10 protein-coding genes are annotated in these 16864 nt (G+C 72.2%); 8 read left to right on the forward strand and 2 right to left on the reverse strand.

The window, feature by feature from the left end; translation table 11 throughout:
• Nucleotides 1-4 precede the first annotated feature (4 nt).
• The 3 genes from K8612_RS15010 (at nucleotide 5) to K8612_RS15020 (ending at nucleotide 6803) form a co-directional block, all read left to right on the forward strand.
• Nucleotides 5-1423, forward strand: a complete 1419-nt coding sequence (locus K8612_RS15010; protein WP_223762757.1) for a DUF1501 domain-containing protein — start codon at nucleotides 5-7, stop codon at nucleotides 1421-1423.
• Between the two features lie 54 nt (nucleotides 1424-1477).
• Nucleotides 1478-2992 (forward strand): hypothetical protein, encoded by a 1515-nt coding sequence (locus K8612_RS15015; protein ID WP_373692105.1) that lies wholly within the window; start codon nucleotides 1478-1480, stop codon nucleotides 2990-2992.
• Nucleotides 2993-3086: 94 nt separating this feature from the next.
• Nucleotides 3087-6803 (forward strand): VCBS repeat-containing protein, encoded by a 3717-nt coding sequence (locus K8612_RS15020; RefSeq protein ID WP_223762759.1) that lies wholly within the window; start codon nucleotides 3087-3089, stop codon nucleotides 6801-6803.
• Nucleotide 6804: 1 nt separating this feature from the next.
• On the opposite strand, the gene K8612_RS15025 is transcribed toward K8612_RS15020, so the two are convergent.
• Both K8612_RS15025 and ligD read right to left on the reverse strand, forming a co-directional pair.
• Nucleotides 6805-7758 carry a DMT family transporter gene (locus K8612_RS15025; protein WP_223762760.1) on the reverse strand — a complete coding sequence of 318 codons (954 nt, stop codon included), beginning with the start codon at nucleotides 7756-7758 and terminating at the stop codon, nucleotides 6805-6807.
• Between the two features lie 72 nt (nucleotides 7759-7830).
• Nucleotides 7831-10380, reverse strand: a complete 2550-nt coding sequence (gene ligD / locus K8612_RS15030; protein WP_223762761.1) for a DNA ligase D — start codon at nucleotides 10378-10380, stop codon at nucleotides 7831-7833.
• A 251-nt stretch (nucleotides 10381-10631) separates the two neighbouring features.
• On the opposite strand from ligD, the gene K8612_RS15035 reads away from it, so the two are divergent.
• The 5 genes from K8612_RS15035 to argE all read left to right on the forward strand — a co-directional run bounded on the left by K8612_RS15035 (nucleotide 10632) and on the right by argE (nucleotide 16863).
• Complete coding sequence (locus K8612_RS15035) at nucleotides 10632-11117, forward strand: DUF2383 domain-containing protein (protein WP_223740743.1); 486 nt, start codon at nucleotides 10632-10634, stop codon at nucleotides 11115-11117.
• A gap of 44 nt (nucleotides 11118-11161) precedes the next feature.
• Nucleotides 11162-12544, forward strand: coding sequence for a formimidoylglutamate deiminase (gene hutF / locus K8612_RS15040; protein WP_223762762.1), 1383 nt, complete (start codon nucleotides 11162-11164; stop codon nucleotides 12542-12544).
• 63 nt (nucleotides 12545-12607) lie between these two features.
• Complete coding sequence (locus tag K8612_RS15045) at nucleotides 12608-14032, forward strand: hypothetical protein (protein WP_223740741.1); 1425 nt, start codon at nucleotides 12608-12610, stop codon at nucleotides 14030-14032.
• An 88-nt stretch (nucleotides 14033-14120) separates the two neighbouring features.
• Nucleotides 14121-15653 (forward strand): ChaN family lipoprotein, encoded by a 1533-nt coding sequence (locus K8612_RS15050; RefSeq protein WP_223762763.1) that lies wholly within the window; start codon nucleotides 14121-14123, stop codon nucleotides 15651-15653.
• Nucleotides 15654-15720: 67 nt separating this feature from the next.
• Nucleotides 15721-16863: an acetylornithine deacetylase gene (argE, locus tag K8612_RS15055; protein WP_223762764.1), complete on the forward strand. Its 1143-nt coding sequence runs from the start codon at nucleotides 15721-15723 to the stop codon at nucleotides 16861-16863.
• The last annotated feature ends 1 nt before the right edge of the window (nucleotide 16864 follow it).

Raw genomic sequence — 16864 nt, forward strand, 5'->3', positions numbered from 1 at the left:
TGCGATGAAGAAGACACGCCAAGACGACCTCTGCTGCCCCGAGCGCCGCACCTTCCTCAAGGCCGGAGCCGGCTTCATGGGCTCCCTGCTGCTGGGCGGCATCCCCTTCAAGGCCGTGGCCCAGGCCACGAACCTGGCCCCGCCCGACCGCTGCTTCGTCTTCGTCTATTTCAGCGGAGGGTGGGACCAACTGCTCGCGTTCGACCCGCGCGACCCGGCGGTCTTCACCGCCGACCGCGTCTCCGAGACGCGCATCATGCCGGGCTACAGCCTGCTCACCGACGGGGCCTTCGCGCAGACCCCCGTCATCCCCAAGGAGCGGGCGGGGGCGGGCCCGTCCAACATCGCGTTCGGGCCGGCCATCGGCGACCCGCGCGTGGCCAACCTGTCGGACCACTACGACCTGATGACGGTGGTGCGCGGCATCAACATGAGCACGCTCACCCACGAGGTGGGCTACCGCTACTTCCTCACCGGGAAGATGCCCATCGGCAGCGCGGCGCGCGGCTCCTCCACCGCCACGGAGATCGTGGGCCAGATGAAGCCCACGGTGCCCATCCCGTCCATCGCCCAGGGCGTGGAGTCCTACAACGACCGCTACGGCGGCTACGCCAACGCGCTGCGCGTCAGCGGCCTGGCGGACCTGGTGCTCACGCTGGACCCGCCGGTGGCGTCGCGCCAGTTGGACAGCGAAATCGAGAAGAGCCTCATCGACCTCAACGGCCAGCCCATCACCTGCGAGGAGCAGGCGCTCACCGCGCGGGGCGTGGGCAGCGCCTATGAGAGCAGCCGCGGCCAGATGCAGACGGTGATGGAGAACAAGCTGTCGGACTCGTTCCGCTTCCAGTTGGCGGCCAACCAGTCCGTGCGCGACTTCTACGGGCTCAACAACCAGGCCTACCCGTACAACAGCGCCGCGGGCCGCGCCGCCATGGTGGCCACCGCCCTGAAGAAGGGCATCAGCCAGTGCGTGTCCATCAACCTGGCCGGCGGCCTGGACACCCACTTCGGCACGCAGCAGACGCACGCGACCAACCAGCGCGCGGGCTTCAACGCGCTGAACCTGCTGGTGACGGACCTGCGCTCCACCGCGCACCCGGGCGGCGGCAACTTCATGGACCACACCACCATCCTGGTGTTCAGCGAGTTCGCCCGCACGCCCACCATCAACGCCACGGGCGGCCGCGACCACCACCTGTCCAATAGCTGCCTGCTGATGGGCGCGGGAATCAAGCACAACCAGGTGGTGGGCCGCAGCGGTGACATCGGCATGTCGCCGGGCCTGGTGGACCTGCGCACGGGCGCCAACGACCCGAACGGCTCCAACATCTTCCCCGAGCACATCATCGCCACGGTGCTGGCCTCGGCGAAGCTGGACTACAGCATCACGCGGGTGGACCCGCTGCGGTTCATCCTTGCCTGAACCTTGATGAGCACTCCCCTCATGCGTCCCCGTCCGCGCCCCGGTTCCCCCGCCGTGGCGCGTTTCCTCCCCACCTCGCTCCTGCTGATGTCCGCGGTGCTGTCCGCCGCGTGCGGCGAGGACGCACCGCCGGGCAGCGACCCGGCGAAGCCCGCGGTCTTCACGGCCACCCGGGTCTCCACGGCGCAGTCCCTGGCCGCGGTGCCCGGCTTCGCGGACCAGTCCGGCGGCGGCATCTTCGCCACCGCGACGGGCGAGGCCGTGCGCCTGCGGCTGGATGGCACCCAGGCCGCGCTCGCCGCCCACCCGCGGAACACGGCGGCGTTGGGCGCCGTGCGCGCCACCTTCCGCCTGGGGCCGCACAGCGCCCTGGTGGAGACGGACCGCGGCCTGTTCCTCGCGGACCAGGGCTGGCTCATCGAACCGCTGTGGCAGGAGGTGCTGGGCACCGGCATCGTCGCCACCGCGCAGACCGCGGACGGCGCCGCGTGGCTCGCCCACCCCAAGGGCCTGTTCCAGCTTCAGGGCGGCGTGCTCGCGTCGCTGAAGCTGTCCGGGCAGCCGCTCACCGGCATCACCGCCATGACGGCCGCGCCCGCGGAGGACGGCCTCGCGGGCCTGTGGTTCGCGCGCGAGGGCAAGCTGAACGTGGTGGTGGCGTCCGCGCCGGGCGTCTACCAGGTGCGCGGCACGGACGCGCCGCTCGCCGGAGGTGAGACGGTGCGCGCGCTCGCGGGGCTGGGCGCGGGCACGGGCGTGGCGGGGGAGGTCTGGGTGCTCACCAGCACCCGCCTCTTGCGCCGGAACACGGACGGCTGGAGCACGGTGTCGCTGCCGGCCCTGCCCGAGCAGCTCCTGGGCGCGGGGCGCTACCTCTGGGCGCGCGCCGGGGACCGGCTCTTCACCTACGACGCGGACGCGAAGGTCTGGGGCTCCGCGGAGGGGCTGCCGTCCGGCGCGGTGGTGCTGCTGGCCGCGGACGAGAGCGGCTGCGCGTGGGCGCGCGTGGGCGAGCAGTCGCTGGCCATCAGCCAGACGCCGGCGCCGCGCGTGACGGGCATGCACCAGGGCATGTTGGTGGTGGAGGACGGGCTGGTGGTCCAGGCCCGCCTGCCGCCGGGCACCCCGCCGAAGAGCGTCCACTTCCAACTGGAGGGCCAGGAGGTCGAAGCCGCCGGGCCCGCGTTCAGCATGGGCGGCCTGGAGGCGGACGGCGAGACGCTCAAGGCGTTCTCCTTCTCCGCGCTGGCGCCGGGCGGCCACACGCTGAGCGTCGTGTCCCGCTTCGAGGACGGCTCGGAGGCGCGCCGGCAACTGCCCTTCGTCTACCAGCCGCTCACCACGGTCCCCAGTTGGGCGCGGGACATCCGGCCCATCCACGAGGCCCGCTGCGCCAAGTGCCACACCACCAGCCCCGGCCGGCCGCTGAACACCTACGAGCTGTGGAAGTCCAACGCGCAGCTCATCAACGCGGCGGTGCGCGACCTGCGCATGCCCGCGGACGGGCCGTTGGATCAGCAGGGCCTGGCCCTCATCCAGCGCTGGGTGTCCTCCGGCGCGCTGCCCTGAAGTCCCTGCTCCCCGCCTGCTTCTTCGTCAGTGCATGCGCCCGTCCTCCCTTCCTCCCGGAGGAGGACGGGCGCCCCCCTCCGAGGCCCCCCCCATGAAACGTCTCCTCCGCGCGACCCCCCTCGCCGCGCTGCTGACCCTGGCCTGTGACGGCGAGCTGAAGCCCGCCGAGCAGCTTCCCTACGTGGGCCCCTGTGATGGCCTGGTCCCGCTGACGCTGTCGGCGGAGCCCACGACGGTGCGCTCCGGCGACGTGAGCACGCTGACGGCCGGTGGCGGCAGCGGCCACTACTCCTTCCGCGCGGAGGCCGGCGGCTCCTCCGGCGACATGCGCGGCAACCGCTTCATCGCGGGCGGCACGCCCGGCGAGGCCACGCTGACGGTGGTGGACGAGCAGTGCGGCGGCGCCACCAGCGTGCGGGTGAAGGTCATCTCCCGGTTCGGCGTCGCGCCCGCGCGCGCGATGCTGCGGCCGGGCACGTCCTTCCAGATCCTCATCGAAGGGCTGGTGGGCACGGCGACCTTCTCGCTCACCACCAACGGCTCCGGCGCCACGCTCACCGACACGGGCCTCTACACGGCGGGGCAGGTGGAGGCGCAGGACGTCATCACGGTGCGCGACACGAAGTCCGGCGACACGGAGTCGCTCCAGTACACCGTGAGCAAGGCCGCGAAGCTGGTGGGCGACCCGCAGTACCTGGGCGTGCCGTCGGGCTCGTCCGCGCCGCTGGGCACGGCGGGCGGCTCGGACCGCGTGACGTGGACGAAGAAGTCCGGCCCCGGCTCCGTGGTGAACGGCCGCATCGTGGTGGAGGCGGGCGCCACCGGCACCGTCGTGCTGGAGGCGAAGGACGCCTTCACCGGCGACGTGGCCCCGGTGTCGGTGCGCGTGCTGGACGAGCTGACGCGGCCCCTGCTGGCGCACGGCAAGCTGTCGGACGTGGCCACGCTGGTGACCGCGGACCTCGACGGTGACGGCATCCAGGACCTGGCGGTGGGCCAGCGCGAGAGCGAGCTGTCGCGCCCCACGGGCGGCGCGGTGTTCATCTACAAGGGCAGCGCCTCCGGCCTGCCCGCGAAGCCCACCTGGGTGCTGACGGGCGAGACGGAGGGCGCGCTCTTCGGCGACATGCTGGCCGCGGGGGACCTGGACGGCGACGGGGTCGCGGACCTGGCGGTGTCCTCGCCGGCCGCGGACGTCACCATCGGTGACTCGGGCGCGGTGTACCTCTACACGTTCAAGCCGGGCCAGGGGCCCGCGCTGCTGAGGCCCGCGCTCACGGGCCTGGGCCGCGGCGGGTTCGGCACGGGCATGGCCATCGCGGACGCGGACGGCGACGGGGACATGGACCTGTTCGTGGGCTCGCCCGGCGCGGACCTGTCCACCCTGTCCGGCATCAGCCGGCGCGGCGTCATCGACATCTTCCTCCTCACCAAGGGGCAGCCCGTCCCGGACCTGCCGGCGGTGCGCCTGGGCGGGCAGGACCTGAAGGCCAACGGCGCGTTCGACCTGAAGAGCAACACGGAGCTGGGCCGCGCGCTCGTGGTGGCGGACCTCAACGACGACGGCCGCCCGGACCTGGCGGCGCTGAACCGGCTGACCCGCTTCAACGCGGACGGCAGCACCAACGGGCAGCAGATGGCCGTGGCGCTGTACTTCGCGCGCGACACGGCGCCGCGCTACCGCTCCGTGCCGGACCAGTACGTGCTGGTGTCCAACACCGCCGTGGAGACGATGGCCAACGAGGGCACCTTCCGCCTGGGCGCCATCCCCGGTGAGGGCAACCGGCCCCCGTTCCTCCTGGTGATGGCGGACCGGGCGGACGCGCCGGACCTGCGCACGTCGGGCGGCGTGGCGGCGGCGCAGGACGCGGGCGGCGCGTACCTGTTCGACCTGCGGGGCGCCACGCTGGCGGCGGACCCGTCCATGGTGAACCCGTCCACGGTGCCGCTGGCGAACGCCTATGCGCGCTTCTATGGCGACGCGCGCAGCATCACCGCGACCCGGAGCTGGGCGGTGATGGACGTGGACGGCACGCCAGGGCCGGAGCTGCTCCTGGGCGCGCCGTACGCGGCGGTGACGGCGGGCTCGGCGACGCTGGGCAACGCGGGCAAGGTGCTGGTGTTCCCGCTCACCGGCCTGGCGAAGGACACGGTGATGAACAAGCCGCTCGCGGCGCTGGGCGGCGCGGCGAAGGCGGAGGTGCTGGGCGCGGGGCTGGCGGCGTGGAACCTGCCGTCCGGTCCGGTGCTGGCGGGCTTTTCCGGCCGCGCGACCACCGCGGCGGGGGCCTTCACCGGCCGCGTGGATGTCTTCTCCAAGGCCGGCGCGACCCTCGCGGAGTGGTCTCGCCGCGAGATGGACGTCACGGCGAAGGCCAGCGTGGAGCGCTTCGGTGAGACCGTGGCGGTCGCGCGCCTCAACGACAAGGTGGTGGCCCTGGTGGGCTCGCCGGGCTTCTCCGGCCCGGGCCCGAACAACGACGGCGCGGACATGACCGTGGGCCGCGCGTACACCTTCGACACCGCGGCGCCCGGGAAGGCCATCGTGTCGGGGGAGGGCGCCAGCTCGCCGTGGTACGGCGGCCGCAACGTGGGCGTGGACGTGGCGTTCACGGACTTCAACGGCGACGGCCGGCCGGACATGGTGGCCGGCGCCACGGGGCTCGTCATCCCGGCCACGAACTCCGCCGCGGCGGAGCGCGACCCCTACGTGGCCAACGCCTGCATGACCACGGCCACGCAGTCGCTGGGCGGGCTGCTGGTGTCGGTGGGGCAGGCGGACGGCACCTTCAAGCCGGCCTACCGCGTGTTCGCGCCGTCCGTGGTCACCGGCTGCGACGATGCCGCGGCGGCCCGGTGCAAGCGCACCAGCATCGGCCGCGGGGTGGTGGGCGGCTTCGACTTCAACGGCGACGGCAGGCAGGACCTGGGCGTGCTGAGGGACCGGGGCTTCGAGCTGTTCCTGGGCCGCGCGCCCGAGGACGCGTCGTTCGCGAAGATGACGCTGGCCTGCGACCCCCTCTACTCCTCCTTCTTCTCCGCCGCGACCGCCGGGCAGCAGACGTCCGCGCCCGCCGCGCTGGGCGACCTGAACGGGGACGGGTGCGATGAGGTGGCGTGGCGCTACAACGACAACACCCGCTCCGGCATCGTCATCCTCTATGGCTACGACCTGGGCGGCACCCGGTGCGGTGGCCGCACGACGCCGTCCATGGTGCGCATCGCGGGCGACCCGGAGAAGGCCATCGCGCTGATGAACCTGGGCGTGGCCACCACGCGCGCGGGGAGGTTCCTGGGGGACTCGCGCGACTTCATCGCGGTGACGGCCAACAACTACCTGTTCGAGGGCGTGAACCAGCCCACGGTGCTGCTCTACGACGTCGCCGCCATCAACGCGAAGCGCCCGGCCTCCGGGGAGGCCGTGGTGGGCGCCATCAACGACGGGCTGACGCCCATCCCCGTGACGTACCGCGCCCGCGCGGTGAGCTTCGGCACGTCGCTGGCGGGCGGCAGGGACCTCAACGGCGACGGCGTGCCGGACCTGTGGGTGGGCGCGCCCAACGCGTCGGTGGCCTCGGACGGCGACGGCGCGGCGTTCCTCTTCGCCGGTGGCGCGAAGTCCACCGGCGCGCTGGCGCCCTTCCTGCTGGTGGTGGGTGACGGCGCGGAGCGCTCCTACCTGGGCCAGTCCATCGCCGTGATCCCCGGGGCTGGGAGCTCGCCGCCGTCGGTCGTCATCGGCGCGCCCAGGAGCTACCGCACCGGCACGCAGAACGGCACGGCGTACGCGCTGCCGCTGCCGTTCTGATTCACCCCGCGGGCGGGGCTTCCGGAGGCGCCTTCGCCTCCGGGGCCTCGTCGCGGTTGGCGAGCGCCGCCGCCGTGAGGATGAGCGCGCCGCCCGCGAGCAGCGACGGCGTGAGCGGCTCGCCCAGCAGCGCCACGCCCAGCGTCACCGCCACCAGCGTGTCCAGGAGCGCCATGGCGCCCAGCGCCGCCAGCGAGATGCGCGGCAGGAGCCAGTACAGGCACTGGTAGGTGAGCACCGTCCCGCCGAGCGCCAGGTACAAGAGCGCGCCCATCGCCTTCGGCGTCCAGTGCGCCGGCTGGTTCCACTCCAGCATCGCGGACGCGGAGAGCAGCAGCGCCGCGCTGCTCAACGTCTGCACCAGCGTCAGCAGGTGCGGCGGCACGTGCGTCATGTGCCGGCGCACCAGCACGTTGGCCACCGCCACCACCGACGCCGCGAACAGCGTCATCGCGCAGCCCAGCACCACCTGCCCGGAGAGGCTGAGCGACACCAGCTCCTGGTGCTGGAGCGCCACCACGCCCGTCAGGCCCAGCGCCGCCGCGAAGAGCTTGCGCCCGGTGAGCTTCTGGTCCGGGAACACCACGCGCCCCACCAGCAGCAGCCACACGGGGAAGGTGGAGAAGAGCAGCGCGGACCAACTGGAGGGGATCCACTGCTGCGCCACGAAGAGCAGCCCGAAGGGCACCGCCAACTGGAGCACGCCCAGCCCCGCGATGCGCCACCCCACGCCGCCCCCCAGCGCCGTCCCGCGCGAGCGCGCGAAGGGCAACAGCGCCACCCCGGCCACGAGCATGCGCGTGCCCACGAAGCGCAGGGGCGGCAGGTCCTCCAGCCCCACCTTCACGGCGGCCCACGTGGAGCCCCACAGGATGAAGCAGGTGGCGTAGGCGAGGGACACCTTCCACCGCGGCGCGGGCTTCGCGGCCGGGGGCACGACGGTCACGGACGACATGGCGGCGCGGCACTAGCACGCGCCGCCCCTTCGGGAAACATCCGTTCAGGGCGCGGCGCGTCAGCCGCACGCTCACACGTCTGGCAGCACCTGCTTCACCCGGAGCACGGGCGCGAACAGGTCCCCCACGGCGTCCAGGCGCTTCTTCAGCGTCTCCAGCCGGAAGCGCCGCGGGTCCAGGCGGCCGTTCACCTCGCTCCAGTCGAGCGGCGCGGAGAAGGGCGCACCCTCCACGGCGCGCAGGGAGTAGGGCGCCACCACCGTCTTGCCGCGCGCGTTCTGCCCCGCGTCGATGTAGAGCCGCCCGCCGCGCTCGCGGATGGAGCGCTCCGTGGTGGCGATGTCGCCCAGCTCCTCCTCCAGCTCCCGCGCCCGCGCGTCCGCGAAGGCCTGGGTGCGCGCGTAGGTGTGGCCCGGCGCCAGCGGCACCAGCACGTGCAGGCCGCGCTTGCCGGACGTCTTCGGGAAGGCCTTGAGCCCCAGCTCGTCCAGCCGCGCGTGCAGCAGGGTGGCCACCTTCACCACGTCCTTCCATTCGCCCTCGCCGGGGTCCAGGTCGAACACCACGAAGTCCGGCTGCGCCAGCCTTGGCGCGTGGGACAGCCACATGTGCAGCGTGAGCGCGGACTGGTTCGCGAGCCACAGGAGCGCGGACACATCCTTCACGTTCACGTGGCGCAGCGTCTTGCCCTCGTGGCGCACGCGCAGCGTGGGCACCCATGACGGGATGCCGGACAGCTCGTGCCGGAAGAAGCCCGGGGCCTGGATGCCCGCGGGCCACTGCTGGTGGGCCAGGGGCCGGTCCGCCAGCACGGGCAGCAGCAGCGGCGCCACCTGCTCGTAGTACGCGAACACGTCCGCCTTCGTCAGGCCGGACTCGGGGAACAGCACGCGCTCGCCGTGCGTGAGGGCCACCTCCGGCGCGCCCCGGGACTTCCCGCGCGGCGTCTTCAGGGCGGGCGCCTTCGCGGTGCGGGCGGCGGCCTGCGCCGGCGCGCGCCGCGAGCCCCGGCGTGCGGCGCCTTCGATGGGGGCGGGGCGTTCACGCACGACCTCCCGCGGCGCCTTGTCGCTGCGCAGGCCCTGGAACACGGGGTGGCGCAGGCGGCCGTCCTTCGTCCATTCGGTGAAGTTCACCTGGGCCACGTACTTCGGCTTCACCCAGACGGTGTCCGTGTTCGCGGGCGCGTCCACCGCGGCGGGCTCCTTCACGCGCGTGGCGTCCAGCAGCCAGCGCAGCTCGCGGCGGTCCTTCGACGTGTAGCCCGTGCCCACCTTGCCCACGTCGTGGAAGCCGTCCCTGCCCCGCACGCCCACGCGCAGCGCGCCAATCTCCGACCTCGCCCGCTCGTTCTTGATGGGCAGGTAGCCCAGGATGACGACCTCCTGGCCCGCGATGACCTTCAGCTTCAGCCAGTCCCCGGAGCGCGTGCCCGTGTAGGGCGAGTCCTTGCGCTTGGCGATGAGGCCCTCCCACCCCTTGCGCCGCGCCTCCAGCAGGGCGCGCGACAGCGGCAGGTCCACCTTCTCGGAGAGCTGCAACGGCGGCTCCACATGGGCCAGGAGTTTCTCCAGCCGCGCGCGGCGCTCCTCGTAGGGGAGCGCGCGCAGGTCCTCGCCGTCCAGCCACAGCAGGTCGAACACCATGAACCGCTGCTCGGCGCCTTCCTCCGTGTTCTGCAGGCTCTGGAAGCTCGAGCGGCCCTTCGCGTCCAGCGCGACGATCTCCCCGTCCACGGCGACGTCCTTCGCGGGCAGCTCGCGCAGCGCGGCGGTGAGCCGGGCGAAGCGGCTCGACAGGTCGTTGCCCCGGCGGCTCTGGAAGGCGAGCTTCCCGCGCGTGAGCGCGCACACGGCGCGGAAGCCGTCGTACTTCACCTCGTAGGCGTGCGTCTCGTCGTGCACCTCGTCGGACACGGCCAGCCGCGCCAGCATGGGCGGCCACACGCGCTCCAGCAGCTTCTCCGGCGTGGCTGGAGGACGGGCCGGCTTCCTCGCGACCTTGCGCACGGGCTTCTTGTTCCGCGGCACGCCGGGCTTGCGAGGCCCGCGCGTCTCCACCTGGCCGCTCTTCACGGACTCGGGGCGCTCCACGGTGACGTCATGGCCGGCCCTGGCGTACTCATCCTTCGCCTTGAAGAAGAGCCACTGCGCCTTGCCGCCGCGCGGACGCGTGCGGATGAGGTGCCAGCGCCCCTGGAGCTTCGCGCCGTGCAGCACGACCTCCAGGTGCCCGCGCTTCAACTGTGCCTCGGCGTCTCCGGGAGGCACGACCTCGAAGGTGCCGGACTCCCAGAGCAGCGAATCCCCGCCGCCGTACTGCTCATCCGGGATGTGGCCCTCGAAGTCCGCGTAGGAGCGCGGGTGGTCCTCTGTCTGGACCGCCAGCCGCTTCACGGCCGGGTCATGGCTGGGGCCCTTGGGAATGGCCCAGCTCACCAGCACGCCGCCAATCTCCAGGCGCAGGTCGTAGTGCAGGCGCGTGGCGTCATGCTTGTGGATGACGAAGACAGGCGCGCCCGACTTCGGGGCCCTCACGTCCGGCGACGGTTCGGGCGTGAGGTGGAAGTCGCGCTTCGTCCGGTAGCGGCGCAGCCGTCTCTGGGTGTCGGAGTTCTTCACCTTCCAACGCTCTGCACAGGAAGGCGGGCGCGCAATTCCTCACATCGCCTGGGGGGCAGCCAGGAGGGCAGGCGCTCCGCGCGGACCCGGCGTCCGCGTCTTCGGCCACACGCGAGATGGGAAGGGAGGCCGTCCGCCTGCCCTGCGTGCGGTGGAGGGTTGGGGCCGGGGAGGGCGGTTGGAACCGGGAGGATGAATCCCCACATTGTTCGGGCCCGAGCACTCGCCGTACCCGGTTGAAGGAGGCACCCATGGCAGACAAGTCCGAAGTGGATCGCCTGCACAGCCTGGCCCAGCTCGATGCCGACGCGGTGGGCGCGTATGACGTGGCCATCGCCCGCATCAGGCCCGCCCTGGTGCGCGAACGCCTCAACAGCTTCCGCGCGGACCACCTGCGCCACGTGCAGGACCTCAACACGCTCCTCCAGCACTTCGGCGGTGAGCCGGTGGCGCTGCGCCCGGACCTGAAGGGCTCCGCGATGAAGGGCCTGACGGCCATGACGGGGCTGATGGGGACGGAGGCCACGCTGTGGGCCATGCTGGGCAACGAGGAGCTGTTCGACCGGGCCTATGAGCTGGCGCTCCAGTTCGAGTGGTCGCCGGAGGTGAAGGCCCTCATCCGGCAGCACCGCGAGGACGAGCGGCGCCACGGCACGTGGATCCGCGACGCGGTGCGCACCCGGCCCTGGGCGGACAGCCGTCTGCCCTTCCTGGGCATGGCGGAAATGGGCGCCTGAAGCGGCTACCGCGCGTCGCGGGGAACTGGCATACGCTGCCGCGCGTGAGCGACATCACTGTCTACCAACCCGACTTCCTCTTCACGGAAGGGCGTTTCCACGAAGGCCGAGCGCTGGCGGTGGGCGCGGATGGCCGGGTCCTCGACGCGGTGCCCGAGGGCGCGCGCGTGGAGCGGCTCGCGGGGCGGGCGCTGTTGCCGGGGCTCGTCAACGGCCACTCGCACGCGTTCCAGCGGCTCATCCGCGGGCGCACCGAGTACGTGGCGTCCGCCGGAGGGCAGGACGACTTCTGGTCCTGGCGCGAGGCGATGTACCGCGCCGCGGAGGCGCTCACGCCGGAGGAGATCCACGTCGCCTCCCGGCAGGTGTTCCTGGAGATGGTGCTCGCGGGCATCACCACGGTGGGCGAGTTCCACTACCTGCACCACCAGCCGGACGGCACGCCCTACGCGGACCGCAACGCGCTGGCGCACGCGGTCATCCGCGCGGCCACGGACGTGGGGCTGCGCATCTGCCTGCTGCGGGTGGGCTACGCGCGCGCGGGCTTCAACGTGCAGGCGAACCCGCGCCAGCGCCGCTTCATCGACGCGGACGTGGACACGTTCCTGTCCACCACGCAGGCGCTGGCCCAGGCGGTGCGCGGCGACGCGCGGGTGAACGTGGGGCTCGCGCCGCACAGCGTGCGCGCGGTGTCGCGGGACTGGCTGACGCAGGTGGCCCGCGCCGCGCCCGCCGGCATGCCCATCCACATGCACGTGGCGGAGCAGCCGAAGGAGATCGAGGCGTGCCTCGCGGAGCACGGCCGCCGCCCGGTGGAGCTGGTGTCGGACGTGGGCCTGCTGGGGCCGCGCTTCACGGCGGTGCACGGCGTGCACCTGACGGAGGCCGAGGTGGCGCTGCTGGGCCGCGCGGAGGCCACGGTGTGCGCGTGCCCGTCCACGGAGCGCAACCTGGGTGACGGCATCGTGCCGGCGGACGCGCTGGTGAAGGCCGGGGCGCGCGTGAGCTTCGGCTCGGACAGCCAGACGGTGGTGGACCTGCTGGACGAGGCGCGGCAGTTGGAGCAGCACCTGCGGCTGGTGCGGCTGCGCCGCGCGGTGCTGGACCCGGGGACGGGGACCCTGGACGGGCTGGCGGCGCGGCTCTTCGACATGGCCACGGTGCAGGGCGCGCGAAGCCTGGGGATGGGCACGGGCACGCTGTCGCCGGGGGCCGCCGCGGACTTCTTCACGGTGGACGTGCACCACCCGTCGCTGGTGGGCGCGGGGACGGCGTCGCTCCTGCCGGGCATCGTCTTCGGCGCGGCGGGAGGCGCGGTGCGCGACGTGGCCGTGGCGGGCCGGCTCGTGGTCCGGGACGGCCGCCATCCGCTGATGGAGGAGAGCGGCAGGTCGTTCCAGCAGCTCGCCCGTCGCCTCTATCCATAGGGTCGGGGACCCGGTTCGATATGGAGGCGCCACCGGCCCGTTTGTGGGGGAAGGAGGATGTGGATGCGTTCAGGAATCGGGTTGGCGCTGGTGATGCTGATGGGACTGGCCGTGGGGGGCTGTGCCGGGCGGCAGGACCTGGAGACCCCGGACTACGAGGCCATCTACGACGTGCCCCTGGAGGAGATGTGGCCGTCGGTCCGTGAGTACTTCACGGCCGCGCGCCTGCCCTACCGGGAGGACCGGGGCAGCCTGGTGCTGGAGACCGAGTGGAAGCAGGAGTTCGGCGGCTCGAAGATCGCCGGCTACTGGCACCGCTACATGGTCATCGGCAAGCGGGAGACGCCCACGAAGAGCAAGCTGTGGATCATCCGCATCACCAAGTCGGTGAACAAGACGCTGTCGCGGCCCGGCAAGGAACTGGAGTGGGGCACTTCCCGAAGCCTTGGCAATGGCGCTGAAGATGTCTCGGACCTGAGCGTGGAGGACGACGCGGACCGGTTGACCTTCCCCGTGGGCGAGAACGCCTTCTACATGGAGTCGGGGCAGGGCACGCGCGACCTGACCATGGAGTGGCGCGTGTTCCGGGGCGTCATGCCCAAGCTGGCGAAGAAGCAGGAAGTGCGCGCGGAGCAGGCGGTGGCGAAGGCGCCGGGCGCGAAGGAAGCCCCGGTGTTCACCGAGTGCGGCCAGTCCATCCTCGGGCTGAAGAAGCTGGCCAGGGCGGGCGGGGTGCTGCTGCTGGGGGAGCTGCACGGCACGCAGGAGGTGCCGCGCTTCATCGCGCAGTCGGTGTGCCAGTTGGTCACGGTGGGGATGCCGGTGACGGTGGGGCTGGAGCTGCCAGTGGAGAACGAGGAGCGCATCACCGCGTTCCTCCAGAGCCAGGGCGGTGAGGTGGACTGGCTCAAGCTGATGGAGGCCCCGTTCTGGCGCAGCCCGTACCCGGACGGCCGTGGCAGCGAGGCCGTGGCCAACATGCTGGAGCAACTGCGGCAGTTGCGAGCGCAGGGCCTGGACGTGGCGGTGTTCGTCTACGACCACCCGAAGCTGTCGGGGCAGCAGCGCGAGGACGCGCTGACGAAGACGGTGCTGGCGCAGGTGAAGTCGAAGCCGGAGCGCTTCCACCTGGTGGTGAGCGGCAACATCCACCCGCGCACGGCGAAGGGCCTGCCCTGGGACAAGCAGTACAAGCCGATGGGCTACCTGCTGAAGGCGGAACTCGACGACGTCACGGCCCTCGACATGGCCTACGACAGCGGCACGGCGTGGATCTGCGCGGCGAACCCGCGGAGCAACAAGCTGGACTGCGGTGTGAAGGAAGCGAAGGGGAAGGACAACGGAGACCGCGTCTTCGTCCACCGGTGGAACTCGGCCAACAGTGACGGCTACCACGGCGTGTTCTACGTGGGACACGTGACGGCGTCCGAGCCCGCCGTCCTCAAGGGCCTGGGCAACCCGGACACGGTGTCCACGCCGAGCCCGTAGTCCATCGCAGCGGAAACGCGCGACTCGATATGCCCACCCGCCACGTCACATTCCTTCCGCGTCGCGTGACGCGATGGAGGCACTGCGAATGCGCTTGATGCTGAACATGGGGTGGATGGTGTTGCTCCTGGCGGTGGGATGCGCCGCCCGACCGGTGGACTGGGACCTGATGGGCCGGGAGGCCATCTACGACCGGCCCCTGGAGGAGATCTGGCCCTCGGTGCGTCAGTATTTCGTGGACGCGAAGCTGACCTTCCGCGAGGCCCCGGGAAGCCCGGTGCTGCAGACGGAATGGAAGGAGGAGTTCGGTGGCTCGAAGGTCTCCGGCTACTGGCACTGCTACCTCGTGCTCGGCAAGCGGGAGACGCCCACGAAGAGCAAGCTGTGGATCATCCGTGTCACCCGCAGCGCGAACAAGACGCTCTCCGCGCCCGGCAAGGAGCTGGAGTGGGGCGTGAGCCGCAACATGGGGCTCGACCTCCAGAACCGGTTGGAGGACCTGGGGGGCATCCAGCCCGCTCCGGGAGGCCCCGAAACACTGGAGGGTGGCTTCGCCCTCAGCGTGGAGGACGACGAGGACCGGTTCTCGATGCCGCGTGGAGAGAACGCCATCGTCGCGGAGTCCGCGCATGGCACGCGCGACCTCACCATGGAGTGGCGGGTGTTTCACGCCATCGCGCCACGTCTGGCGGCAAAGGACGGCGCCACTCCGCCCACTGCCGTGCAGCAGGTGGCGAAAGCGCCCGAAGCGAAGTCCGCGCCCGTGTTCACCGAGTGCGGCGCGCCCATCCTCGGCCTGAAGGCCCAGGCGAAGGCGGGCGGGGTGCTGCTGCTGGGCGAGCTGCACGGCACCCAGCAGGTGCCGCGCTTCATCGCGCAGGCCGCCTGCCAGCTCACCGCGGGGGGCCTGCCCGTGTCGGTGGGGCTGGAGCTGCCGGTGGACAACCAGATGCGAATCACCACGTTCCTCCAGAGCCAGGGCAGGGAGGAGGACTGGCTCAAGCTGATGGAGGCGCCGTTCTGGCGCAGCCCCTATCCGGATGGCCGGGGCAGCGAGGCCGTGGCCAACATGCTGGAGCAGTTGCGCCAACTGCGCGCACAGGGCCTGGACGTGGCGGTGTTCGTCTACGACCACCCGAAGCTCACGGGGCAGCCGCGCGAGCAGGCGCTGGCCGCCACGGTGTTGAAGGAGGTGGAGGCCGGCCCCACACGTTTCCACCTGGTGGTGAGCGGGAACATCCATCCGCGCACGGCGAAGGGGCTGCCCTGGGACAAGCAGTACCAACCCATGGGGCGGCTCCTGTCCGAGCGGCTGAAGCACGTGGTGGCGTTGGACGTGGCGTACGACAGCGGCTCGGCGTGGATCTGCGCGCCGGATGCGCAGGGCCGCAAGCTGGACTGTGGCGTGAAGGAGGCGAAGGGGAAGGACAACGGCGACCGCTTCTTCGTGCACGTCTGGGACTCCCCCAACAAGGACGGCTACCACGGGGTCTTCTACGTAGGCCCGGTGACCGCGTCCGCGCCCGCCATCTCCAAGGGCCTGGGCCGGCCGGGCGCGGATGACAACTCCGTGTTCCCGCGGGCCCCGGACGCGGACGTGGTGGCCTCCTCGCGACGCTGAGGGCGCGGGCACACTGGCGTCGCGGCGCGGGCGGTGGCATGGAGGTGGCCTGACTGGAGGCCGTCCCATGAGCGACACGCTGCCCGCGCTGCGGGCCACCCTGGCCGACCTGGTGGCGCTGGACACCACGTCCTCGCGCCCCAACGCGCCCCTCATCGACTACGCCCAGGCGCGCCTGGAGGCCGCGGGCTTCACCGCCGAGCGCCAGCACTACACGGACGACGCGGGCGTGGCGAAGGTGAACCTCATCGCGCGCAAGGGCGACGCCGACCGCGCCGCGCTGGCCCTGGTGGGCCACTCCGACTGCGTGCCCTACGACGCCGCCTGGACGGACGCGCTGCGCCTCACCGAGCGCGACGGCAAGCTGTACGGCCGCGGCGCCTGTGACACCAAGGGCTTCATCGCCTGCGCGCTGCACACCGCCACGCGCAAGGACCTGCCCGGGCTGGACGCGCCCCTGCTCGTCATCCTCACCGCGGATGAGGAGGTCGGCCTCGTGGGCGCGAAGAAGCTGGTGGCCGCCGGCCTGGGCCGCGCGAGGCACGCCATCGTCGGTGAGCCCACGCGCCTCATCCCCGTGCGCGCCAACAAGGGCTACTGCCTGGCGGAGGTGGAGGTGCTGGGCAAGGAGGGGCACAGCGCGTACCCGGAGCTGGGCGCGTCCGCCATCTTCCGCGCCGGCCGCTTCCTGCACCGGCTGGAGGCGCTGGCGAACACCGTCCTGCGCGAGGACCGCGACGAGGGCTTCCAGCCGCCCTTCACCACCGTGAACGTGGGCCTCATCCAGGGCGGAAAGGCGAAGAACGTCCTGCCCGGCTCCTGCCGCTTCACCGTCGAATGGCGCCCCATCCCCGGTCAGGCCGCCGAGCGCGTCCCGGAGCTGATGGAGCACATCCGCCAGGAGCTCACCCGCGACGAGCCCGCCTACGAGGCGCGCATCAAGGTCCTGCGCATGGACCGCGGCGTCCACACGCGCGGCGACGCGGACGTGGTGCGCTTCCTGGAGCAGGTCAGCGGCAACGCGTCCGAGACGGTGTCCTTCGGCACGGAGGCCCCCCAGCTCACGGAGCTGGGCGCGGAGGCCGTGGTGTTCGGCCCCGGCGACATCCGCGTCGCGCACCAGACGGGCGAGTTCGTCCCCATGGAGGACCTGGTGCGCTGCGAGGCCGCGCTCACCCAGGCCGTCGCGCGCTTCTGCACGGGCGGCTGAG

The sequence above is a fragment of the Corallococcus sp. AS-1-6 genome (genome assembly GCF_020037015.1).
In the GTDB taxonomy this organism is placed as follows: Bacteria; Myxococcota; Myxococcia; order Myxococcales; family Myxococcaceae; genus Corallococcus.